Here is a 23,882-nt window from a genome sequence, read left to right as displayed (position 1 = left end):
AAGAGAGACTGCTTCGGTTGTCTGATTCAGGAAGAAAAAGACCTTTTTTCTCTGGAGACAGGGTCAAAACTAATCAGTCCATTATTATAGGTAGCTAACCAGATAATTCCATTTTGATCTTCAAGCATATCATAAATGAAGATATACTCCATTTCAGGAATGTGCTGAAAATGATCTTTTTCATCCTCATACAGGAACAGCCCCGCAGTACTTCCTATCCAAATTTTATCATTACGGTCGATCAGGATTGCAAAGAAATCATCGGAGTGAAGTCCTGCATTTGGCGTTTTTTCGAGGAATATTTCCTAATCACCCCTGTTTTGGTGTTTAATACATTCAACCCTTGACTAAAGGTACCAGCCCATAGCTCATTTCCCCGCTGTGCGAGTCCGTGAATATTGTGATAGGAAAACTCCCTAGAAGACTTTCCAACCGGGAAGTGCTGAAAGTGATCTGTTTTCGGATCGAATAAATTAAGTCCGGCATCTTCCCGTTCCTATCCATAGTTTACCGTCCGGTGCACCTATGATCTCGCGTACCCGCTTCCCTGTTATTGTGTTTTTGTCGGCAATCGGGTCAGTACACATCAAACTTTGTAGGCTGATTTGGCAGGTAATTCACTCCTCCAAAATAGGTCCTACCACAATCCCCCCTCCATATCCTTCCAAATAGAATAGATAGCATTATTTGAAAGTGCATTGGGATCGTTGTCGTTTTCCTGGATGTGCTGATAGCTTTTCTTGACAAAATCATAAATAAAAAGTCCCGATTCTGTTCCTATTGCCAGCTCATTTTTGCTAATCGGGAACAATTCCCTGAGAAAGTGGATTCCCATTTTCATCCTTTGAAAGTAAGTCAGTGATGATCCCCGTGCTTTTTTCAAGCTTTTTGATTCCGGTATTTTTTGTGGCTATAATCATAAATTCCCCCCAATCCTGCAGTCCCTGCACGATTTCTTGTGCCAACTTATTTTCTTCATCAATAAAATGGACAAAGGAGGATGATCAGGGTACATACCTGACCACGCCTCTTCCTGTAATGGCAGCCCAAATTTCATTGCGCTCATCAATTTTCACGGTATTGACATTTCCCTGGGGAATGCTGCCCTGATACTTCAGGATCGTGTGCAAAAAGTTCCAGCTTTCCCTGCTCAGTGTCATAGCGAAACAAGCCAATGTAACTTGCTATCCACATATTTCCTGCTTGATCCTTTGCTATGGAAGAAATGGTTCCTCCTATGGAATGACCATCCACCGTAGTCTCGGTGAAATGCCTGAATGTTTCCTTTTTCCTATCAAATAAATAAAGTCCCTCTGCTGTACCTACCCAGAGTGTACTATCCTGACTTTCTGTAATGAAATAAACAAAGTTGTTCCCGAGCCTATTTTCGACTGGACCTTTGCTGTCTGAATTGTAATTTTTCCAGCTATTTCCATCGAAGCGTGTGAGTCCATCTTCGGTACCAAACCACATAAATCCCTGACTGTCCTGAAAAATTGAAAAGACAGAATTATCCGTGAGACCTGATGTCACGTCATAATGCCTAAAGTAGTAGCGCTTTTCCTGAGCGAAACTTGAATTGGCGAGTGTAAGAATGAAACTAAGGCTTAGCAAACCTGCCAGTAAACTTTTGGTCAAGGTCATAGGATTTTGGGTTGTAGGTCTGAAATTATCAGAATCCACTTAGCTACTCCTCTAGAATTCAAAATTTACACTCTCAGAACTAGAATTGGAGAATATTTATCATTTGCTGACTGAAAAGTTACAAATCAACCGGAATCGATTTCTCCTTTCGCAATCGATTGAGAAACGTAAATAAAAAAATCGGCTCTGCACCAAACAATTCCTCTATTATTGAATTTCAAACGGATTTTTATATGATAAACAATTAAAAAATCAAAATTAACCGAATTTTATTTTAAAAATTTAGAATTAACCAAACACAAACATAAGTCTTTGGCGGTAAATCTTACATTTTTTGAAGCTTTATTGATATAGCCTCCTTTTAGTAAAAATTACATTTATACTATCGGCAAAGGAGACATTTTCCTTTATAAAAATTCTTCTTTCCGTAAACGATTTATTTACAAAAACCCTCAATAAACCCTATGCAAAAAACACCAACCCCCACTTAGCCTGACCCTTGGACGCGCCTCACTGGTCAGACTAGACTAGCTCGGTATTTACTTTCTCTTTCTTCCTGTCTGAATTGAGCCTTTTTCAAGGCTTCTGGGGAAAATACTGCCTATACCGAACACCTATTTATTTAAAAATTTTCAACCCAAAATGATTACTTATGAAAAGACTTCTTCTCATGAAATCCAGTCTGCTGCTCCTGATCGGAATGTTGGCTATGCAATCGCTGCTTGCACAGACTGGTACCACAGTCCGGGGAACAATCCTGGAAGAGTCCACAGGTGAACCACTTCCTGGGGTCAGTATACTGGAAAAAGGTACCACTAACGGAACCGTCACTGATTTGGACGGCAAATTCGCAATCACACTAGTAAGTGCAAATGCTATCTTAAGAGCCTCCTTTATAGGATTTAAAACCCAGGAAATCATCGTTGGAACTCAAACTGAAATTGAGGTTCAACTGGCGAGCGAGCCTGGGCAGTCTGGATGAAGTTATAGTCGTCGGCTATGGCGAGCAGCAAAAGGAAACAATCACTGGAGCGGTAGCCAATGTTACAAGTAGGGATATTGACAAGGCTCCATCTGCAACTGTATCGGGGGCACTTGCCGGCAAGATGGCAGGTTTAGCATTCCGGCAGCCAGATGGTCGTCCGGGAGCTGGAGCTTGGCTTCAGATCCGTAATATGGGAACCCCATTATTTGTAATTGACGGTATTCAAAAAGACGAAGGTCAGTTTAATAACCTCGCTCCTGGCGATATAGAGAGTATTACCATTTTGAAAGATGCTTCCGCAGCAGTTTACGGTTCTCGTGCTGCAAATGGAGTTGTAGTGGTAAAAACCAAACAGGGTAATCGTGGAGAAACTCCAACCATCAACATCAACGGATATTATGGGGTACAAAACTGGTCCAGGTTCCCTGATGGTGTAGATGCTTACGAGTGGATGCTTGGTAAAGCTGATGCAGATATCAACCAATTTGGTAGCACCAATATCACTGCAGATGAATTAGAAAAATGGAATCAAGGCACTGAATACGGCTATAAATCATTTAACTGGAGGGATTTTATCATTCAAGGAAATGCTCCTCAAAGTAACTTCAACGCATCTGTTTCCGGTGGGTCTGAGCGAACCAATTATTACCTATCAGTAACAAGATTTGATCAAAAATCTGTGTTCTCAGATGAGTTTGAATTCAACAGAACCAACATTCAGTCAAATATCACCACTGAAATCACCGATAAGCTGACCATTGGAATGCAGATCAATGGTCGAATAGAAAACCGTGAAAACCCAGGCGTTTCCTGGTGGAGATGACTATTGGCAACCAAGGTTTGCGCTATTTAGAAATAGACCTACTGAGCGCCCTTATGCTAACGACAATCCTGATTATCCTGCAAACATCAATAATATCGAGACGAACTGGGCGCTCTTAAACTACGACCGTACCGGCTTTCTACGAAAACAAATGGCAGGTATTGCAAACCAACTTTACTGCTGAATACGAGATAGTAAAAGGTTTGAAAGCCAAAGGATTGTACTCCTACTACTTGGCGGATAATATGTTCAACACTTTCGAATACACCTATGATGTCTATGGTTATAACCCAGAGACTGATGCGTATTTCAGATCAGGTGGAAATGACAACCCTTATCGTGACCGTGGCCAAACCAAAATCATGGAAAATGTATGGCAATTGTCTTTAAACTATAACAAGACCTTTAATGATAAGCACAATGTAGCCGTATTTGCCATGAATGAACGAATCGAGCGTACACGTCTGTACAATTTCCTACACTCTGTCCCGACTAATAACTTCTTGGATATCATCAAGTTTGCTGATACTGATACTTATAACGACGAGCGTCAAGTAGAAGCAAGAATTGGTTATGTAGGAAGAGTAAACTATGACTATGCTGGCAAATACCTATTGGAGCTGGCTGGTCGTGCAGATGCTTCCTGGAAATTCTCTCCGGATAATCGTTAGGGGCTTCTTCCCATCAGTATCCGCAGGTTGGAGAATCTCCGAAGAAGGTTTTATGAGTGATTTCTCATCTAATTTGAATATGGATGAGCTAAAAGTTAGAGCATCCTATGGCCAACTTGGAGATGATAATATCGGAATTGGTCCATTTGATTACCTCACTGGCTATAGATATGGTTCCTCTACTGTGATTGTAGATGGTGAAAATATCCAAGGTTCTGCCAACACTGGGAAGCCCATAGATAACCTTTCCTGGTATGTGGCAACCATTGCAGACATAGGATTAGACTTCTCATTTGGAAGCGGAAAAATCACAGGTGCATTGGATTATTTCCACAGAAAGAGAACTGGGCTAAGAGGTCAACGAAATGACATATTCTTGCCACTAGAGCTTGGATATGGATTGACTGATGAAAACCTCAACTCTGATTCTAATTCAGGTGCTGAAATAGCGGTAAACTGGAATGGCAAAGCAGGAGATCTAGTATTTAGAATTGGTGCAAACGCCTCCTACTCACGAAGCAAGTTCGTCGAATCTTACAACCCCACATTCAGTTCTTCTTGGGACAGATATAGAAACTCCCGAGAAGATCGCTAGACGGCATCTTCTGGGGCTACGAAGTCACTGGTCAGTTTGAGTCTTTTGAAGCAATCAACGAATATCCAGTGAACATTGATGGCCAAGGAAACAAGACATTGCTTCCTGGAGATTTGATCTATAAAGATGTAAACAATGATGGCAAAATTGACGGCTACGATGAGCGACCAATTGGCTACCAATCAGGAGCTCTTCCAAGCTTAAACTTCGGTCTGAACTTCAATCTCCAATACAAAGGATTTGACCTAACAGCTGACTTCTCAGGTGGTGGAATGTATTCTTACAATCAAAACTGGGAAATGCGTTGGCCATATCAGAATGGCGGAAACCTACTCGCCTCTATGTATGATGATCGTTACCACAGAGAGGATATACTGGACATCAACAGTCCTTGGGTAGCTGGCGCCAACCCTCCACTTAGATTCAATACTGGAGGACATAGCAACTACAACAAAAACTCAACGTGGTGGCTAACCAATGTGAAATACCTGAGAATGAGAACTCTTGAAGTTGGATACACACTTCCTGAAAAAGTATTAAACAGATGGAATATGTCCAGAGCACGAGTATTTGTAAGTAGCTACAACCTGTTTGCGCTGGACAATGTGCACCAATTCGGAATCGATCCTGAAGTAGCTGATGAAAATGGCTTGCAGTATCCACAGAATAAAGTGGTCAATGTAGGATTCAACATATCATTCTAATAAACCCGAGCGAATAATGAAAAAATTGAAATATATATACCTAGTCATTTTCCTAGCTTTTGCGGGATGTAATAATGGCACGAGTTTTTAGATAGAGAACCCACTGATATTCTGGGAGAGGATCAGGTATGGGCAAATGATGACTTGGTGTTTTCAGTACTGGCTGACCTTTACAATAGACTTCCTGACTACCAAGGATTAGAAAACTGGTGGGAATACGCCAATTTCGATGAGACTTTTGCGAGCAATGCCGGCGACTACGTGGAGACATCAAAACCAAGAGTATAGCTATGGTGATTGGGGAATGTGGGATTATGGCTACATCCGTGATCTGAAATCTTTTCATTCAGAAATGTGAAGAAGCAACTGAAATTTCTACAGATTCTAAAAGCAGATTCTTTAGCTGAAGCCAAGTTCATCAGAGCTATGGTATACTTCGAACACGTAAAGAGAATGGGTGGCGTACCTTTGATTTTGGAGCCACTGGAGTATGACTATAGCGGTGACCCTACCTATTTGCAATATGCTAGAGCAAAAGAGCATGAAGTTTATGACTTTGTGATCGCTGAGATGGAAGCTGTGAAAAATGATCTTCCAAATGGAAGCACTAAATCCAGAGCGACAAAAGGTGCTGCATTGGCACTGATTTCTAGAGCAGCGTTATATGCTGGATCCATTGCAAACTATGGTCAATTGACTCCTGAAGTGTCACTTCCTGGCGGAGAAGTAGGAATACCAGCAAGTATGGCTGATGCGTATTACACTACATCTTTGAAAGCTTCAGAGGAATTAATGGGCTTAGGCACCTATGAATTGTATGATCAAGATCCTGACAAGTCTGAGAATTACTCGAATATTTTCCTGAATAAGAACTCAAACAATGAGGTAATCATGGCCAAGGACTTCCTAGTACAAGGTAGAACTCATGGATTTACTATTGAGAATATTCCTCGCTCCCTTCGGGAGGAAAACACCTCCGGAGGAAAGATGAATCCTTCACTTAATCTCATCCAGTCGTACGAATTATTGGACAATACTTTCGCAGAGTTGCCTACAAAAGATGCATCCGGAAATCCTATCTACTACGATGAGCCAATGGATATTTTCGCGGGTAGAGATCCAAGATTGCTAGGAACGGTGATCGTCCCGGGATCTTCCTTCAGAGGAAAAGAAGTGGATATCTGGGCTGGGTACAAGTTAGCAGATGGCTCCGTGATCACTTCGGGTCAGCTAGGTGGACAGGCGCAGCTTCCAGGAAGTACTGCTTCCGTCCAGGTGGTAGGATTCGATGGGCCCATTGACCAGTTGGAATGGTCAGCACAGAATGGTTTTTATCTTAGAAAGTATGTAGATACATCTGTGGGATCGGGTCAAAGAGGAACTGGATCAGCTGTGTGGTTGGTAAGGTTCAGGTATGCAGAGATTCTCTTAAATGCTGCCGAGGCCGCTTTTGAATTGGATCAATTGGAAAAAGCTGCTGAATACATGAATCAGGTTCGAAGAAGAGCTGGTTTCCCAATGGACTTGACTCCAGGTGAAATTGATTTTGATCGAATCGTACATGAGCGCAAAGTGGAGCTGGCATTTGAAAATCACATTCTATGGGATAACAAACGCTGGAGATTGGCTCACCGGGTATGGAATGGTGTGACCACAGACCTGACAAATAATCCCGGAAATGCCTTAGCAGTTAGTACAAGGGTATTTGGATTGAAGCCATTCAAATATTATGAACCCGGATCACCGAACAATGGAAAATGGATATTTGAGGAATTTCTTCCTGCTCCTGTCTTCAATGCACACAGATTCAGATTGGGAAATTACTACTCTCTGATTGGAGACAATGTGAGAAACAACAATCCGAAAATTGTAAGAAATCCTAACCAATAATTATCCCTCAAAACTCAAAAGAACATGAAATTAAATTTCAATAATATACTGGGAATGATGGGAATAGCAGCTTCCCTTGCTTCCTGCAGCTATGACAATTACGATGAACCGAGCTTCCAACTGGATGGAAGAATCGTTTATCATGGTGAGCCTATCGGTGTGAGTTATAATGATGTCTATATAGAACTCTGGGAGTCTGGTTGGCAGCGTCTTGGTAATATTGGTGTTGCGGTAGATCAGGACGGTTCATATTCCTCTCTTCTATTCAAAGGGGAGTATAAAATGATCATACCTAATAACCAGGGACCTTTTAGAAAGATTACTAATGACCAATCGGGCAATGACACAATTCCTGTGAATCTCACTGGAAGCCGTACTATGGATATTGAAGTAATGCCTTACTACATGATCCGCAATACCGATATTTCCGGTGGAAGCAATAAAGTGACGGCAACTTTTGACTTGGACCAAATCATCACCGATGAAAATGCTAAAGAAATCCAGGAAGTTTCCCTTTATGTGAGCAAGACCGCCTTTGTGGACACCAGAACGAGCATCGCCACTACAAATATAGCTGGGGGTGATTTGGGGAATTCATCTTCCATCTCTTTGGAAGTGACTGTTCCTGATAGAGTCCCCACCCAGAATTATGGCTACGCAAGAATTGGTGTTAGAATACAGGGTGTGGAAGACATGATTTTCTCTGAAATAGTTAAAGTAGAACTGTAATCCCTGCATGGGGTAAAGTTGGGAAGCCCAGACTTTGAGATGGGTTCTGGGCGACCCGGCTTTTTACAAGTATGTTTAGAAAAAAACACCATATGTACATTTCCATTTGCCTGTTGCTAGCCTTTACCTCCTGCACGCAAACAAAGGATAGCCAACTTGACGATATAACATATCCACTTCAAGCAGATACTCTGGTATATACCAATCCTGTTTTTGAACCCGTATTGGCTGATCCTACGGTGGTGAAAGTTGGCGACGAATTCTTCGCCTACGGTACGAGGACAATTGGGGAGAAGAAGGAGGCTACCACCTGGTGCCCGTCATCAAATCCAAGGACCTAGTGAACTGGAATTTTGTTGGGAATTCCATGGCAAAAAAGCCTGATTGGAAAGAGCGTGGAGGAATCTGGGCTCCTGATGTAACCCAGGTCGGTGATCAATTTTACATGTATTATTCCTTCTCCACTTGGGGTGATCCGAATCCAGGAGTAGGATTAGCTATAGCTGATCGTCCCGAAGGACCATTTGTAGATCAGGGGAAAGTGTTCGTTTCACAGGAAATAGGAGTTGCCAATTCAATTGATCCATTTTATTTGGAAAAGGAAGGGAAGAAATACCTGATCTGGGAAAGTATGATGGACTATTCCTAACTCAATTAACTCCCGATGGCAAAAAGCCTACAGGTGAGAAAACCCAGGTTGCAGGCAATCAACTGGAAGCTGCCTATGTGTACGAAAAAGATGGGTACTATTACTTGTTTGGATCAGCTGGCACTTGCTGCGAAGGTGCAAACAGCACCTACAAAGTATTGGTAGGAAGATCAAAAAGTTTGGAAGGTCCATATTTGGACCAAGATGGAAAAAATTTACTGGAAGCTGATGCAGGCACTTTGGTAGTTGGGACAAATACCAGCAGCAATGGCTATGCAGGACCGGGACACAATGCTGAAATCATCACAGACTCCGAAGGTCAGGATTGGCTGCTGTATCACGGCATGGCAAAAGCAAAACCAAAACTAAGTAACGGCACAAACCGAAGGGTACTGCTTTTGGATAAAATCATCTGGACAGGTGGCTGGCCAAGTATCGCTGGTCGCGAACCTAGCACTACTTCCCAATCTTCGCCAATATTTCATTGAAACTAACCCATGAGTTCACTAAAATATCTACTATTAAGCATACTAGTATTTGCCTTCAGCCAGACTTGTTTTACCCAGTAAAATGTAAATCTAGCTGATTTTTCTTCCGAAAATGGCGCATCTGTCATTGAACAGGATGGTAAAATCATTGTTTCTTGGCCCATAGGATTTAAGGAAAAGGGAATATTACAACTCGACATGAATCCGGAAAGTCCACTTTTCAGCGCCATCCAATTAAATGGTGCTGCTGGCAGAGAAAGATATAGCCATAGATCTAAATCCACTCTTTCTACTTGTAAAAAGGGTACAGGTTCATTTTGCATTAAATTCATTTGAATCGTTTCATTTTTAACCCTTCAAATGTGGTTTTAAACACCCTATAAGCAACATTAATATTTTTGCGATATGTGTGCCTTTTTTTTCTTTTTGATGTAAAATCAGAAATGAACCTATTTTAGATTTGGCTCAAAATTAGAAAACGTACCTTTGAATTTCCTGCCAAATTTGAAGGTATTTGAGCTGTCTCAGGTTTGAAATAATTTGAAAGGTTTAGAATCTCAATTTAGCCTCGTACAATTCGTACGGTACGAGGGGTACGAGCCGTGGGAGGTGTACGAAGCGTACGAATTTTGAAATCCTTATTTCATGAATAAATACAATCCAAAATAATGGTGTATAGTTATAACAGAACTATTCAATTTTGACCAGTCAAACAGAAACTTTAACAAACCAAATAATCTCTGGTAAGAACAGAAAATTGAAGAAAATTAATAATCCAGCAAAATTGAATTAATCAACGAAAGCATTCTGAATTTTATATTTTGCCAGAAGTAAACCTTTTACAAAATTAAAACGTGGATTACCTTCATTCCATGGAAATCCTACTAATCGAAGACGACCCTATTTTAAGCTCCAATATATCTGAAGCGCTGAAAGCTGAAGGGTGCCAAGTTTCCATATTTTACGATGGCCTTCTCGCGGAGAAAACCTTGAGGCAGCATCCATACGACTGCGTGATCTTGGATGTCAGTCTTCCCGGCAAAAACGGGTTTGATGTGCTTCAGGAATTCAGAACGCACAATACCGTCACTCCAGTCATTATCTTGACCGCTTTCAGCGAGTTGGAAGACAAGATCAAAGGCTACAATTATGGAGCGGATGATTACCTGAGCAAGCCTTTTTTTATGCGCGAATTGATCCTTCGCGTGAATTCTCTGCTCAAACGTGCAGGCGCCAAAGCCGAAGTAGGCCAGAAAATCGTAATCGATGACTTATCTATAGATTTGTCTAAAAGCCAAGTAACAAAGCGTGGAAATGACATTGAACTCACTCCCAGAGAATATCAAATCTTGAAAAAACTGGCCCAAACTCCCGGAGAAATCGTCCCAAAACGAGAGCTCATTCAGGAAATCTGGGGCACCTCCATGGATGCCAATACGAATACAATTGAAGTCTACATCAACTTCCTCCGCAAAAAAATCGACAAGCCTTTTGAGACCCAAAGCATCAAAACCAAAGTAGGTTACGGCTATTATCTGGACGTGTCATGAGAATCAGAAATCGGATATTGATCTACTTTGTGACAGCGGTGACCTTACTTGCGGCGGTTTCCCTGACTGCCGTTTTCATCTTGTTTTCGGAGTACAGAGAGGAGGAATTTCAGCAGCGGCAAAAAGCCAAAATCATTCTGACGATCAATCTGATTTCCCAATACAAGGAGAAAAGTGAGAACCTCTCCAAGTCCATGGATGAACTCACGATCAATGACTTTTTTGATGAGAAACTCATGATTTTTGACGGGGAAAAGTCGCTGATATTCTCCAGCATCGATGATCTGTCTATCCAAGATCCTGAGTCAATTCTCAATGCGCTCTCTCCGGAATCCATCTGGCTGGAGACCAAGGAGGGTGATTACGACGTCATCGGCACGTATTATAACAAAGACGGAAAAAGCTTCTACGCCATCTCTAAAGCATACGATGAATACGGGCTCACGAAGCTGGACTTCCTCAAAAACACGCTTTCGCTGATCTTCGTTGGCATTCTACTTACTATTGTGCTAATCTCATTTTTTCTATCCAAGAAACTGGCCATGCCGATCGTGAAGCTTTCGGAGGACATCGATGATTTTCACTTCAATGCCAACCAAAACCAACTTCTCAAACTCCCCTATTCCGGTACGCTGGAAATCGATCAACTCTACGACCGATTCAATCAGCTACTTCGCCGGACGAATGAATCGATGGCATTTCAGAAGCATGCCGTCAGACACATCTCTCACGAACTCAAAACTCCGATCTCTGTGCTGGTGTCGGAACTGGAGCGACTCAAACTTCAGGTGGAAGACGATCAGCTGGCCGATCAACTCTCGCAGTTGGCTTACAAGGCAAAGTTTCTTGGAGAAATCATCCATAGCCTGTTGCAGATCTCGAAGATCGAAGCTGGTCAAGAACTGGAGTTGAGCAAGATTCGTTTGGACGAGCTGCTCTTTGACCTGATGGCAGATCTGCAAACTATCCGACCGGATTTTGCCTTTGACTTCCAACTGGATTTTGCCGGAGAGGAGTTGCAGGAAAATCAGCTGGAAGTCATGAGCAATGCGGTTTTGCTTCGAGCAAGCTTCCAGAATCTACTGTCCAACTGCATCGCCTACAGTGACAGCAAATCTGCCACAATCAACGTCAACTGCAATTCAGAGACGGAGTTGTTGGTGTCAATTTCCAATTCCGGATCCCCGCTTCTGGAAGATGAGAAGCCACTCTTATTCGAACATTTTTTTAGGGGAAAAAACAGTCAGGGGAAACTGGGCTTTGGTTTGGGATTGGTGTTAACCAAAAAAACATCCAACTAGCAGGTGGATCAATCCAATACGAAAGCAGCATCACCAAAGAAAATATCTTCTCCATCAAACTTCCCTTAAGGTAAACTTTATCTATTTTAAGGTCTTTTTAAGGTCATCAAGAGCACTTTTGTCCATCAATACATCACGATATGGACATCAAAAAGTGCCTTTTTGCTGCGCTACTACTTCTTTATTTTACCCACCCTTCGAGTTTTGCTCAGGATACTATCCGACTGAGCAGGCAGGAAAGTGAAGTCAGATTTTTAACTGAAAACCTCCTTCTCTTAGCTGAAAAACTGAAAATCCCTCAGGCGGAAGCGCTCACTATGCAGGCCAAACTTTGGCCAAACCCAACGCTGGAAATTGACGAGATCAACATAGGAACTACTGTCAATGGAATCAATGGGACAGGTCAATTGGGAGAGACTTTACCTCCAATGTTTGGGAACTTCGGTAGCGATCAGCAAATCGCTGCATCGATCGAACAACTCGTGCAGACTGCCGGAAAGCGGAAAAAGCTCGTGGCCATGGAGCAAGTAAATGAAGCGATGGCAGCGGCGTATTTCGAAGATTTACTTCGCGGTCTGAAACTGGAATTCCGAACCAGTCTGAGCGAACTGCAATACCTGCAGTTTTCCAAAACCCTCTATCAGACGCAGCTGGAGTCGATCAGATTGCTGTCTGCTGCCTACAAAAATCAGGTAGAACTTGGCAACGTACCTCGCGGAGAATACATCCGGCTGAAGGCTGCAGAACTGGAAATGGCCAAGCAAATCAACGAGCTGGATGACCAACTGCACACAGAGCAGAAGGAGCTAAAACTCCTGATGAATTTGCCGGCAAATGTCTATCTGAAACTCACAGACGAGGGATACGAGCGGGATATCAAGGAATTTGAAGATTTAAAACTACGAGATCTTTCTGCGCTGGCAATGGCATCGCGACCAGATTATCAGCTTGAGCTGCTCGGTCAGGAATATGCCGAGAAAAACTACCTCTACCAAAAAGCTCAGCGTGTTCCTGACATGGCTTTCAAGGTCGGCTATGACAGAGGCGGTAATTTTCTCTACAATTTCGTTGGGCTTGGACTCACGATGGATTTGCCGGTTTTCAACCGCAATCAGGGAAATATCAGGCATGCTGAATTTGCTACAAAAAACGCCACCCTACTCGCCCAATATAAAGCATCTCAGGTCGGTGATGAGATCATTCTCTCCTGGCAAAACCTGAGAAACAGCATCGCTTTGTACCGTGAAATTGAACCGGACTACGAGCAAACACTGGATGAACTGCTGGCTAGCTATGTCAGCAATTTCAAAAACCGTGACATTGGTATGCTAGCCTTCCTGGATTTTCTGGAAGCCTATTTAGAAAACAAAACTATCATTCTCGAAAACAAACTGGACATCCAGAAGAAAGCAGAGGAATTCAACTTCACACTGGGAACGGACTTATTCAATTAAAAAATGAAACAATACTCACATAAAACGCTATTGGTCGCGCTGTCTATCGGTCTAGTAACTATCGGCTGTAGCAAAGCTCCTGAGGAAGTAAAAGAAAAACCGACCAGCTTCTGCCTCAATGAAAAATTCAAAACCAAAGTGGGTTTCTACGATGTGACCGAGCAAGCCATCGTCGAGAAATTGCACCTCACTGGTTCAATAGAGACCAACCCAGATCATGTGCTGAGCTTTATTTCTCTGGTGAGTGGGATCATCACGAACACGCATTTCTCTATCGGAGACGAAGTGAAAAAAGGTCAGGTGCTGGCTGAGCTGAAAAGCGCAGAACTTACCTCCATGCAGTCCGAGCAGAAGTCTTTGCACTCACAGTTGAAGGTGGCTACCAAAAGACTTCAATCAACGCAATCCATGTATGAAAGTGGAATTTCTTCGGAAAAAGATCTGCTGGAAGCACAGAGCGAGCTGGATATTTTGAATACAGATCTAGAGCGAGTGACGAACAATCTCAACCTCTTCTCTCCCAGTGAAAAGCAAGGAGTATTTCAGATCAAATCACCTGTCACAGGCATTATCACAGACAAGCGGATCGCCGGCGGAACTCAGATTTCTTCGGAAGGTGATCCTCTTTTCACTATTGCTAACCTAGAAGAAATATGGGTAATGGCCAATGTGTATGCTTCCAATGTAGATCACATCACAAAAGGCATGGAAGCTGAAATCAAGACACTTTCCTACAAAGACCTGACTCTAAACGGCACCGTGTCGGTGATTTCGCAGGTGCTGGACTCAGAGTCCAAAGTACTGAAAGCCAGAATTGTCCTAAAAAATGCTGACCTCAAATTGAAGCCAGGAATGCTGGTGGATGTCTATGTGGCAAAAGATGCTACTGGCTCAGCCATAGCTGTTCCGGTTGGGAATCTGATTTTCGATGCCAATCAATATTTTGCTTTGGTGTACCGAAATGATTGCAGTATAGAAGTACGAAAAATAGATATCCTAAGTAAGAACGAACGCATCGCTTACCTCAGCAACGGTTTGGCTGCAGGAGAAAAAATCCTGTCTACGAATGCCTTGTTGGTGTATGAGCAGTTGAAAAATTTCCAAAACTAAGAGCATGCAAAAATTAGTAAAGGGAATCGTCGGATTTGCCCTCAGAAACTCAACTATCGTATTTTTCATGACCGGCCTGCTCTTCGTAGCCGGTGTGATCAGTTACATGAATACCCCGATAGAGGCATTTCCGGATGTCACTAATACACGAGCCCGAATCATCACCCAATGGCCAGGTAGAAGCGCCGAAGAAGTAGAAAAATTCATCACACTTCCGCTGATGAAGGAGATGAACACCATTCCCAAAAAGTCTGATGTCCGTTCTATCTCTCTCTTTGGACTTTCAGTAGTCACGGTAATTTTCGAAGATGAAATCGATGATTTCTACGCCCAGCAATACACTTCTAACAGACTTCAAAGTGCCGATCTCCCGGAAGGAGCCGACGCAGCGATAGAGCCTCCATACGGCGCAACGGGCGAAATATTCCGCTATGTACTGAAGAGTAAAAAGCCAATCGGCGAACTTTCGGCCATACATGACTGGGTGATCGAACGAGAGTTGGTTGCAGTTCCTGGTGTAGCGGATGTGGTGAGTTTTGGTGGGGAAGAAAAAACCTACGAGATCAAAATCAACCCAACCGAGCTCGCCAACTATGATCTTTCACCGCTGGAAGTCTATGAGGCAGTTGCCAAGAGTAATATAAATGTAGGCGGAGACATCATCGAAAGTGGTAGTCAGGCGTATGTGGTACGTGGTGTCGGTTTACTGGAAAGTATCGAGGATATAGAAAATATTCTCATCGAGGTAAAAGGAACCAATCCTATTCTGGTGAAGCACGTGGCAGAAGTGCAAGTATCAGCCAAGCCAAGATTGGGAATCGCAAGTTTGCAAAATGAAGAAGACCTGGTAGAAGGGATCGTCATCATGCTTCGCGGAGAAAATCCCGGTGAAGTCATCGCCAGACTGAAGGACAAAATCGAAGAGCTGAACACTAGGATTCTTCCGGCGGATGTAAAAATCGAGCCCTTCATTGACCGTACCAAATTGGTCGATCTTACCGTAAGCACCGTCACCAAAAACCTCATTGAGGGAATTGTGTTGGTGTCCATTATCGTCTTTATTTTCTTGTACAATTGGCGACTTACGCTGATCGTGGCTTCGGTCATTCCACTTTCCTTTCTCTTTGCCATCACTGCGCTGAGGATGCTGGACATGCCCGCCAACCTGATTTCTATGGGATCCTTGGATTTTGGATTGCTACTGGAAGGAGCGCTGGTGATCGCCGAGCGGACCTTTGTAGGATTGGAGAAACGAGCACATGAGCTGGGCTTTGAGCGATTTAATAAAATCTCCAAGTCGGGCATTATCAAACGTAGTGCAGGAAGCGTGGCCTCTTACATCCTATTCGCCTTGCTTATTCTGATTGTTGCATTGCTTCCGATTTTCTCTTTCCAGAAAGTAGAAGGAAAAATGTTTACTCCACTAGCCTTTACGCTAGGCTTTGCCTTGTTGGGATCGTTGATTCTAAGCTTGACCTATGTGCCGGCGATGTGTAAGGTTTTACTGACCAAAAATATTCAGGAGAAGGACAATTTGATCACCCGATCGTTTAGAGATGGACTTTTCAAACTTTACCTATGGAGCACCAAACATAGAAAAGCAACGATAGCAACTTTCCTCGGGTTGATTGTGATCAGTGCGGTCGGATTCATGAATATCGGCACAGAATTCCTCCCCAAACTCAATGAGGGCGCAGTCTATGTACGAGCCACTTTACCCAATAGTGTCAATCTGGAAGAATCCAACCGCCTCAGTAAGGAGATGAAAACCTCACTTCGTGAATTTGAGGAAGTGAAATTTGTGCTGTCTCAGGTCGGCCGACCAAATGACGGTACAGATCCTACAGGATTCTTTAATATAGAATTTCATATTGAGCTCCATCCAGAAGAAGAATGGAATCGCGATATCAAAAAGGATGAGCTGATCGATCAAATGCGTTCCTCACTCCATGTCTATCCAGGGATTGTTTTCGGCTTTAGCCAACCAATTCAGGACAACGTGGAAGAGTATGTGGCAGGTGTAAAAAGCTCTTTGGTGATCAAAATCTTCGGGGAGGATCTCTTCGAACTTGAAGAATACGCTGATCAGGTAGCTGCAAGTATCAAAGACGTGGATGGTATCCAAGATCTAAATGTGTATAGAAACATCGGTCTTCCTGAGCTTCGTATACAGCTTCATGATCACAAAATGGCCAGATACGCCGTAGATATGAGTGATGCGCAGGCGGTGATAGAGATGGCGATTGGCGGTAGAGCGGCCACGACTTTCTTCGAAAACGAGCGGATGTTTGATGTACGAATCCGATTCATGAAAGAATATCGGGATGACGAGGAGAAAATTGGGGAAATCCTGATCCCGACGAAAGACGGTAAGAAAGTGCCGCTTCGGGAGATCGCCACCATAGACTTCCACACGAGCCCAACTTTCATTTATCGTGAAGGAAGCAGCAGATACATCGCCGTTGGATTTAGTATAGAAGGTCGTGATCTGGGAAGCACCATCGCCGAAGCCAAAGCAAAAGTGGATGAGCACGTATCATTTCCCGAAACAACCAAAGTGACGTGGGCAGGAGAATTTGAAAGTAAGGAGCGAGCTACTCAGCAGCTAATGTACATTATCCCTATCTCACTCTTGTTAATCACGTTCTTACTTTGGTTGAATTTCGAAGGAAATCTCAAGGACACCCTTATCTCTCTGATCGTGATACCATTTGCATTTATCGGAGGCTTCTTTTCGCTCTGGATTACAGGAACCACTTTCGGGATTTCGGCCGGGATAGGATTTATCATTCTCTTCGGTGTGGCGACTATAGACGGAATCGTGCTGATCGGAAATATCAAGCAAAACATGGCCGAACGTATTCCACTTCACAAGGCTATTTCCAATGGAGTTTACAACAGAATCAGACCTGTATTGATGATAGCACTGATGGGCTCGATGGGCTTGTTGCCTGCGGCACTATCCACAGGAATGGGCTCAGAGATTCAGAAGCCTCTGGCGATCATGATTGTAGGCGGACTGATTGTGTGTATGATTCTGTCTTTGACTGTGCTCCCTCAAATCCTGCATTACGCTTATCGAAACAGCTATAAAGAAAAGCATTCCTAACTATGAATTTTCCAAAGATCAAAATCAATCCTTTTCTACTGGGAATGGTAGCGGCGATTGCCTTGGCTTTTTTCTTCCCATTAGAGAATACTAGCCTAGAAATATTCCTACAGAAAAGATCGTGTCCATCGGTATAGCGCTGATCTTTTTCTTCTATGGAGTAAAAATAAGTCCTGAGAAACTCAAAGCAGGACTCAAAAACTGGAAGCTGCACATGCTCATCCAGCTTAGTACATTTGTAGTTTTCCCGCTCCTAGTACTAGCGTTTCTTCATCTGGTGAATACAGCTCCGCTGCATTTGATCTGGATGGGAGTATTCTTTCTGGCAAGTCTTCCTCTCCACCGTTTCTTCGTCTGTGGTAATGGATATTCATTGCAGGCTTAGCAAAACTCCGATTATCTCTATAATCGTTATTGGGAAGAATATTTTATGTGGCAGTATAACCAGTGGAAGGATAATCCCTTGTAGCTCCCTGCTTTCCAGAATTACCTGTGTAGAAAAACTCCACCACACTACTCCATCCTGGGTTAGGAACTACAGGACAATAAAAGTCGTTGAACGTGACATTTACGTAAAATCAAGGTTCACGGCAAACGTACTTTTATAAGTCTGAATAAGTCACTTCCTGATTTTAATATTTTATTCATTCACCTAATTATTCTGACTCCAAAGTTTAATAATTGCCTCTTCTTGGTTGTATCCAAATAGGTAAGCTTCACTAATTCGGTTAGCTCTATAGCTCCCATTACTTTCGTTTTCACGGGTAATCATTCTGTTACCAGGCATCTGAAGATGGCCGTTAGCATCGACACTTTTGATCCATTTTTGCGCGTAGCGTAACCAATCATTTCTTTCCTGTTCGGATTGTAGAGAGAACCATGTGATCTCATCATATCCCCAAACAAAATGGGAAGTGGTGTCAGCGACACCAACGTCTTTCGATTTTCCATAATTATCAAATTCAACCAGATAAGGTAAGCTCTCAGTTTCCCAGCCCGAGGGACTTATACCACCCAGACTTTTGTTATAAATCGCATCTAAATATCCCTGCTCTAATTCCCCTTTTAATGGACTGCCAACAACTTCCTTAATGCGCAGTGGGAAGGAATTAAAATCAAATAAACTGACACCATCTTTAAGTAATCCTCCGTACGGGACGTGGGCGTCCAAGATCACCCAACCTCTTCTAGAAGCACTTTTGGCTTTCTTTCTGATTCTATCTATGATTTCATTCCAATGCTCATGCTCTGGATCGTTCATTCCAATAAGTTCTACCTGGCCCAGATGAAATGCTTCCGCACCAATTTGCATATAAGAACCAGCCAAGTAATAGAACCATAATTTGGTCTCTAACCTGCTGATATCAGGCACACTTTTGCTATTTCCCCAATGATCAACAAAGACTCCTTTTTCATTGAGCATCGCCTGATAGGAAAAATTTCTAGCAGTCGCCGGCAAACCAAATTCGGTAAGAACACCAGGCTGGGATTGAAATTTCATTTACCTCCTCTGTGACGATTTCAAATAAACAACCTTGAATGACCATAGTAGAATCAAACTGATGAAGGTCTGCAGCAATAGAACGGGCAGTCTGCCAATATTGAAGGGAATTCAATATGGACTCCCCACCCCATCTATAAATAGCTCTTCCAAGGAATTTGGCTCCTATCTTCTTGACCATTCGTATATCATCTTCATGATATAAATATTCTCTACCACCTTCAGGTTTGTCCGGTGTTAACAGATAAACCATAGTGATAGCTCTATTCAGGTAATTTTCAAGAACAGTTTTGCTAATTCCTACAGAATCAAAATGATAGCTTTTGCTAGGGTTTTGTTGAGCATCTCACCTGGTTTACAATCAGAAATAGCAGGGGTAATAAGCATATAAGAAAGACTTCTCTTCGTACGCAACTTTCAAAATCCATTACATCAACTGATTAAGTTTCCGTCCTCATCCCATTGTGCAACTACACCCCGCTCCTCAGGTTTTAAGTAAAGTGGGATGTATTGTTCCTCCAGATTGAAACCGTGTTTTTCCATCACTTCCTGCGGAACTCCATCCCAGACATTTGGCTGATTCCCTTTGTAATCCAGGTATTTCCATCCAGCTTCTGTAGAAAAATACCCGGAGCAGGTCAAGTTCCTCATCATATTAAACCAGCGAACTCCACCCTCATATTCCGATAAGGCAGTTTCCGGCCAAGCTACGAGATCTATTATCTGTATTACTTGATCTGAGCTGAGGTCCAGAAATGCTTTTCCAAACTTCTCTTCAGATTCAAAATCCAACCACATCAACCCACCTCTCATTGATGTTTGATGCGCAGGCTGATCCTTCATCATAAACTCAATGAAATCAGGCACACCTATTTCCGTAGCTGCCGGAGAAGTAGCATCCTTAGGCATAATGACGTCCACCAGAATCCTAATCTTTTGCATCTCATTCTCAGTAAGAAACCGGTCAGTTAGCAAAGCCTGGTCTCTGCGAATTTCCTCCTGTATCCTACCACCTCTAGTACCACCATCTAATAAAGGTTGATGTTTTACCTCAGTATTATCCGCTTCACAGCTCAGTCATGGTGCAGACCAGTGCCAATTGATCCTGTGCCACGTCAATTTTCAGATTTTCCCTTCTGTACATCTCTTAAATGAGCTTCTTTTTTCAACTGATCGACGATGTAATCTGAGGTTCTCCAGCTCAGAGCCAAAATCGTCCAGGTTGGGTTTTTGTCTGCCTGCGAAACAAAAGGAACCGGCATCAACTACAAATAGATTATCACAATCGTGCGCCTGACAATTAGAGTTAAGGACAGAAGTTTTGGGATCATTTCCCATTCTGGCTGTTCCCACTTCATGAATGATTCTACCCGGTGCCTCAAGTCCAAAATTCGTTTCAGGGCCTTGCTTTTTACCCAAAGGAATGGCACCGGCATTCTGTCAAAATTTCTTCAAAAGTGTCCTGCATGTGCTTGGCCTGAAGTATCTCCTGATCAGTCCATTTATAATGAAAGCGCAGCACAGGTATTCCATATTTATCGACTACGTCTGGATCAATCTCACAGTAATTGTCAAAGCGGGGAACACTCTCTCCACGGCCAGCCATACCAATCGATGCCCCATAAAGTTGATGTATATCTTTCTTCAGACCTTCACCATAACCTCCGTTTGGACTTGGTTTTCCAAATTCATCTATGATATATTTTCTCATGGACTCCATTCCTGAACCAGCCCCATATCCTGGCTGTCCCATTCCTCCACCGTATTCAATGTGGTAACCTCGTGCAAAATCCAACTTCTTATTATCTCCCCACCAAGGCGTGTACATGTGCATTCCTCCTACACCATCTTCATTGTATCTTTCCCTTCCCATCAGGGATGGAACAATTCCTGAACGACTAGCTCCTGTAGAGTCATGCAGGTAATGTCCCAATACTCCTGAGCTGTTACCGATGCCGTCAGGATGGGATTTGGATTTTGAGTTTAGCATTATCCTGCTCGTCTCACAAGCTGAAGCACCCAAAACAACTACCCTTGATTTGAGTTTGTACTCTTTCATATCCTCTTTGCTGACGAAAGAAACTCCAGTTGCTTTTCCCTGATCATTCGTAGTCACTTTTCTGACCATCGAGTTGGTAAACAAATCCACCTTACCTTTTTTCATGGCGGGATGAAGCAGACATGTTCCCGCCGAAAAATCTGCGTATACCTGACAGGCTCGGTTACATTGACTGCAGAAAAAACACACTCCCCGTTCATTATTTATAGGACGGGTGAGCATGGATAGCCGGGCTGGAATCATAGGAACGTTTGCAGCATTGGCTCCTTTCTTTAGATATAGCTCATGTAGTCTGGGTTTTGGAGGAGGTCAGAAAAAAACCATCTGGCTCATTATAGATCCCTTCCTTGGTACCAAAAACTCCTATCAGCTTATCTACTTTATCGTAATAAGGCTTTACGTCTTCATAGCCAATAGGCCAATCATCACCCAAGCCATCAATGCTTGCCCTTTTGAAATCATTCGGACCAAATCGCAGGGAAATCCTTCCCCAGTGGTTCGTGCGACCACCGACCATTCTGGATCTGAACCAGTCAAATTGGGTTCCATTCTTTCGGGTATAAGGTTCACCTTCAATATCCCAACCACCTATGGCGGCATCGAAATCACCGAAGGGTCTTATTCTTGTGCTGGCTCCTCTTCTTGGTGACTCCCAAGGCGGCCGAAGCTGGGTACGATCAGCATCCTTTCCAGGGTCAAAATCTCCTCCTGCCTCTATCACAGCTACTGTAAGCCCCGCTTCCGAAAGTATCTTGGAAGCCATACCTCCTCCTGCTCCGGAACCAACAATGATGACATCATACGGTTCCCCGGATGTTTTAATCTGAAAACTCATGTATTATTCTTGAATTGTATTGGTGATTAAACTCATAAGTAAAACTGAACAGCAGTTTATCTACTAGGCTGTGTGGCGGAAAATGTCCCTTCTCCTTTAACCCATTTTCCCGCTTGTCCAGTTAGGTATAAATAATGATCTGTTTGCAATTCAGGATCAATGCCTATGAATTTGCCATCTGCGTTCAATGGAGTTGTTCCCTCATGCATCACCTTAAAAATGGCTGTCCCTTCATCAATTTCATCGAACATGGCTACGTACAATGACTTTGCCCCGGACTTCACTGCTCCATTAATTTGTTGCCAAAAGAAGTTTCCTTTCAGTCTTGGAATAGCATTGTATTCTGCTTCCTGATTCATATTTCCCCAGCTAAATCCAGGAAAAACAAGAGGAATATACTTCACATTATTTGAGTTGCACCACTGTAAATCAGACACTAAAGTCTGGGAAGAAACCTCTCCATAGTTTGCGGAATTGTATCTCCCTACAGCCCAAGGCATGATCACATCAGATTTTTTGATCAGCTCATGTAGTTTGGGATTGTTCTCTGTATCATTCCCTAAGGATCTCCACCAATAAGGAATACCCAGCATTACGGAAACCCGGTTTTGAGATCCTTTCAACTGATCGACAAGTATGGAAGCATCCTCTATCGAATACTTTCTGTTGTCATTAAAGCCAACTCCCCAAACCGCTACCAGAGGCTTACCGTTTTCTCTCAGATAAGTCGGATTCTCCTGATTGTCAAACAGCTTGTACTTATTGACTAATTCAAAATAGTCCCTCTCTACGAATTCTCTAACATCCTCGCCTGTAGCACCGCTGAGGTCATACATGATGCAAACTGCCCTGCCGTATTTCTTGGCTGCTACCAATGCGTTCTTTTCCAATACTTTGTCGAAATGTCGCTTCCCAGACCGGATTGGAGTCTTTTACTTCAGCGACAAAACGTTGAAGGTAAACTCCATCAATTGCGTATTCCTTCATCCACTTAAAGTGTAAATCCGTAGTCTCAGCATCATAAGAGCTAAAAAGATGCGCAGTTTCCCCATTTTCAAATTTGAAATCTGTTGGGTAAGTTTTAGCATATTCACTTACATCTGCCCACATATCTATGGTAGAACAACCAGGCTGAAACCCACATCCTGACTGGTAATGATACCAGCCACGATTAGAATCATCGCCTTCTGCGGCAAACCATCCCTGATAACCAGCCATAACCAACCCATCGATATTGGTATACAATAACCCAGTCTCATCGTATTCTATTTCAGTAGTAGGTTTTGTGGGTGGATCAGGATCGGGGGTTGAATCAGGTTCAGTTGATTCTGAGCACCCGAAGGTGCTCAGGAGTATTATAGATAGCCAATAGGTCAAAAACATAGTGTTATAATTTTTCATTGCTTAAAGAGTAATTCGCTCCGCTGGTACATAGTTATATTTTGATTCAGCCGCATTGGCTATCGCTCCTATTCTGAAAAAGAAATCATCTGCTTTTCCAAAAATGGTACTGTTTGCCGCCACATCCATTTCAAGTGTAAAGACTTCATCCGGCAACACATCCCGATTGATATCATTTTCTACAGAAAAGGATTAAAACCCATTCCTGAAGCTACAAATAGAAATGCCACAACTTACGATATTGCAACATTTCTTGGCCCCGGTTTGCTCTACTGAAGCACTTTTTTTAATTGATGATGTAACATCACCTGTAACAAAATATGGTCATGGAAGATGTAACCAGTTGCAACGGGTGATGGCTAAATATTCTTTTGTGAGCAGTAT

26 protein-coding genes and 2 pseudogenes are annotated in these 23,882 nt (G+C 42.8%); 17 read left to right on the top strand and 11 right to left on the bottom strand.

Translation table 11 applies throughout. The features are described from left to right. Positions 1 to 26: 26 nt before the first annotated feature. The 3 genes from AC0L6R_RS09985 to AC0L6R_RS09975 form a co-directional block, all read right to left on the bottom strand. Positions 27 to 302 carry a two-component regulator propeller domain-containing protein gene (locus AC0L6R_RS09985; RefSeq protein ID WP_473271130.1) on the bottom strand — a complete coding sequence of 92 codons (276 nt, stop codon included), beginning with the start codon at positions 300 to 302 and terminating at the stop codon, positions 27 to 29. Positions 303 to 797: 495 nt separating this feature from the next. Further along, positions 798 to 965, bottom strand: a complete 168-nt coding sequence (locus AC0L6R_RS09980; RefSeq protein WP_473271049.1) for a hypothetical protein — start codon at positions 963 to 965, stop codon at positions 798 to 800. A gap of 100 nt (positions 966 to 1,065) precedes the next feature. Beyond that, positions 1,066 to 1,644, bottom strand: a complete 579-nt coding sequence (locus AC0L6R_RS09975) for a ligand-binding sensor domain-containing protein (protein WP_473271048.1) — start codon at positions 1,642 to 1,644, stop codon at positions 1,066 to 1,068. A gap of 652 nt (positions 1,645 to 2,296) precedes the next feature. Between AC0L6R_RS09975 and AC0L6R_RS09970 the strand changes: the two genes are divergently transcribed. From AC0L6R_RS09970 to AC0L6R_RS09920, 11 genes and pseudogenes are all read left to right on the top strand, one after another. Further along, complete coding sequence (locus AC0L6R_RS09970; RefSeq protein WP_473271046.1) at positions 2,297 to 2,626, top strand: carboxypeptidase-like regulatory domain-containing protein; 330 nt, start codon at positions 2,297 to 2,299, stop codon at positions 2,624 to 2,626. Next, complete coding sequence (locus AC0L6R_RS09965; RefSeq protein WP_473271045.1) at positions 2,568 to 3,452, top strand: TonB-dependent receptor plug domain-containing protein; 885 nt, start codon at positions 2,568 to 2,570, stop codon at positions 3,450 to 3,452. Before AC0L6R_RS09970 ends, AC0L6R_RS09965 begins: the two co-directional genes overlap by 59 nt. Next, the gene (locus AC0L6R_RS09960) at positions 3,421 to 3,636 is read left to right on the top strand and encodes a hypothetical protein (protein ID WP_473271044.1); all 216 of its coding nucleotides are present in this window, start codon (positions 3,421 to 3,423) and stop codon (positions 3,634 to 3,636) included. The genes AC0L6R_RS09965 and AC0L6R_RS09960 overlap by 32 nt, the downstream gene beginning before the upstream one ends. Then, positions 3,614 to 4,123, top strand: a complete 510-nt coding sequence (locus AC0L6R_RS09955; protein ID WP_473271043.1) for a hypothetical protein — start codon at positions 3,614 to 3,616, stop codon at positions 4,121 to 4,123. The genes AC0L6R_RS09960 and AC0L6R_RS09955 overlap by 23 nt, the downstream gene beginning before the upstream one ends. Next, positions 4,050 to 4,718 carry a hypothetical protein gene (locus AC0L6R_RS09950; RefSeq protein WP_473271042.1) on the top strand — a complete coding sequence of 223 codons (669 nt, stop codon included), beginning with the start codon at positions 4,050 to 4,052 and terminating at the stop codon, positions 4,716 to 4,718. The genes AC0L6R_RS09955 and AC0L6R_RS09950 overlap by 74 nt, the downstream gene beginning before the upstream one ends. Before the next feature lie 68 nt (positions 4,719 to 4,786). Further along, positions 4,787 to 5,422 (top strand): hypothetical protein, encoded by a 636-nt coding sequence (locus AC0L6R_RS09945; RefSeq protein WP_473271041.1) that lies wholly within the window; start codon positions 4,787 to 4,789, stop codon positions 5,420 to 5,422. Positions 5,423 to 5,569: 147 nt separating this feature from the next. Further along, a complete protein-coding gene (locus AC0L6R_RS09940) occupies positions 5,570 to 5,710 on the top strand; it encodes a hypothetical protein (RefSeq protein WP_473271040.1) in 141 nt (46 codons plus the stop codon). A gap of 66 nt (positions 5,711 to 5,776) precedes the next feature. Then, complete coding sequence (locus AC0L6R_RS09935) at positions 5,777 to 7,312, top strand: RagB/SusD family nutrient uptake outer membrane protein (protein WP_473271039.1); 1,536 nt, start codon at positions 5,777 to 5,779, stop codon at positions 7,310 to 7,312. A 24-nt stretch (positions 7,313 to 7,336) separates the two neighbouring features. After that, positions 7,337 to 8,041, top strand: a complete 705-nt coding sequence (locus tag AC0L6R_RS09930; RefSeq protein WP_473271038.1) for a DUF3823 domain-containing protein — start codon at positions 7,337 to 7,339, stop codon at positions 8,039 to 8,041. Between the two features lie 92 nt (positions 8,042 to 8,133). After that, positions 8,134 to 8,382 (top strand): hypothetical protein, encoded by a 249-nt coding sequence (locus AC0L6R_RS09925; protein WP_473271037.1) that lies wholly within the window; start codon positions 8,134 to 8,136, stop codon positions 8,380 to 8,382. Then, positions 8,355 to 9,178: pseudogene (locus tag AC0L6R_RS09920) on the top strand (family 43 glycosylhydrolase). Before AC0L6R_RS09925 ends, AC0L6R_RS09920 begins: the two are co-directional and overlap by 28 nt. A 2-nt stretch (positions 9,179 to 9,180) precedes the next feature. Here AC0L6R_RS09920 and AC0L6R_RS09915 read toward each other — a convergent pair. After that, positions 9,181 to 9,510, bottom strand: a complete 330-nt coding sequence (locus AC0L6R_RS09915; RefSeq protein ID WP_473271036.1) for a hypothetical protein — start codon at positions 9,508 to 9,510, stop codon at positions 9,181 to 9,183. Positions 9,511 to 10,050: 540 nt separating this feature from the next. Here AC0L6R_RS09915 and AC0L6R_RS09910 point away from each other — a divergent pair. From AC0L6R_RS09910 to AC0L6R_RS09885, 6 genes are all read left to right on the top strand, one after another. Next, positions 10,051 to 10,728, top strand: a complete 678-nt coding sequence (locus AC0L6R_RS09910) for a response regulator transcription factor (protein WP_473271035.1) — start codon at positions 10,051 to 10,053, stop codon at positions 10,726 to 10,728. After that, positions 10,725 to 12,029, top strand: coding sequence for a sensor histidine kinase (locus AC0L6R_RS09905; RefSeq protein ID WP_473271034.1), 1,305 nt, complete (start codon positions 10,725 to 10,727; stop codon positions 12,027 to 12,029). Before AC0L6R_RS09910 ends, AC0L6R_RS09905 begins: the two co-directional genes overlap by 4 nt. A gap of 140 nt (positions 12,030 to 12,169) precedes the next feature. Beyond that, positions 12,170 to 13,483 (top strand): TolC family protein, encoded by a 1,314-nt coding sequence (locus AC0L6R_RS09900; RefSeq protein ID WP_473271033.1) that lies wholly within the window; start codon positions 12,170 to 12,172, stop codon positions 13,481 to 13,483. Between the two features lie 3 nt (positions 13,484 to 13,486). Beyond that, a complete protein-coding gene (locus AC0L6R_RS09895) occupies positions 13,487 to 14,593 on the top strand; it encodes an efflux RND transporter periplasmic adaptor subunit (RefSeq protein WP_473271032.1) in 1,107 nt (368 codons plus the stop codon). A gap of 4 nt (positions 14,594 to 14,597) precedes the next feature. Continuing rightward, positions 14,598 to 17,702, top strand: a complete 3,105-nt coding sequence (locus AC0L6R_RS09890) for an efflux RND transporter permease subunit (protein WP_473271031.1) — start codon at positions 14,598 to 14,600, stop codon at positions 17,700 to 17,702. 121 nt (positions 17,703 to 17,823) lie between these two features. Next, positions 17,824 to 18,087, top strand: coding sequence for a bile acid:sodium symporter (locus AC0L6R_RS09885; RefSeq protein WP_473271030.1), 264 nt, complete (start codon positions 17,824 to 17,826; stop codon positions 18,085 to 18,087). 267 nt (positions 18,088 to 18,354) lie between these two features. Here AC0L6R_RS09885 and AC0L6R_RS09880 read toward each other — a convergent pair whose 3' ends face one another. From AC0L6R_RS09880 to AC0L6R_RS09850, 7 genes and pseudogenes are all read right to left on the bottom strand, one after another. Next, entirely contained in the window at positions 18,355 to 19,203 is an 849-nt protein-coding gene (locus AC0L6R_RS09880) for a hypothetical protein (RefSeq protein WP_473271029.1), read from the bottom strand. Next, positions 19,145 to 19,456: a hypothetical protein gene (locus AC0L6R_RS09875; RefSeq protein ID WP_473271028.1), complete on the bottom strand. Its 312-nt coding sequence runs from the start codon at positions 19,454 to 19,456 to the stop codon at positions 19,145 to 19,147. Before AC0L6R_RS09875 ends, AC0L6R_RS09880 begins: the two co-directional genes overlap by 59 nt. A 179-nt stretch (positions 19,457 to 19,635) precedes the next feature. Further along, on the bottom strand, positions 19,636 to 20,145 hold the full coding sequence (locus AC0L6R_RS09870) for a gluconate 2-dehydrogenase subunit 3 family protein (RefSeq protein ID WP_473271027.1): 510 nt from the start codon (positions 20,143 to 20,145) through the stop codon (positions 19,636 to 19,638). A gap of 173 nt (positions 20,146 to 20,318) precedes the next feature. Beyond that, positions 20,319 to 22,097 (bottom strand): annotated as a pseudogene (locus AC0L6R_RS09865) (GMC oxidoreductase). A gap of 56 nt (positions 22,098 to 22,153) precedes the next feature. Next, positions 22,154 to 22,987 (bottom strand): glycoside hydrolase family 71/99 protein, encoded by an 834-nt coding sequence (locus AC0L6R_RS09860; protein ID WP_473271026.1) that lies wholly within the window; start codon positions 22,985 to 22,987, stop codon positions 22,154 to 22,156. Then, the gene (locus tag AC0L6R_RS09855; RefSeq protein ID WP_473271025.1) at positions 22,926 to 23,498 is read right to left on the bottom strand and encodes a hypothetical protein; all 573 of its coding nucleotides are present in this window, start codon (positions 23,496 to 23,498) and stop codon (positions 22,926 to 22,928) included. The genes AC0L6R_RS09860 and AC0L6R_RS09855 overlap by 62 nt, the downstream gene beginning before the upstream one ends. Positions 23,499 to 23,501: 3 nt before the next feature. Beyond that, positions 23,502 to 23,654, bottom strand: coding sequence for a hypothetical protein (locus AC0L6R_RS09850; RefSeq protein WP_473271024.1), 153 nt, complete (start codon positions 23,652 to 23,654; stop codon positions 23,502 to 23,504). Positions 23,655 to 23,882 lie beyond the last annotated feature (228 nt).

It is taken from the genome of Algoriphagus sp. 10J20-15 (assembly GCF_055809615.1).
This window is presented reverse-complemented; position numbering and strand designations above follow the sequence as displayed.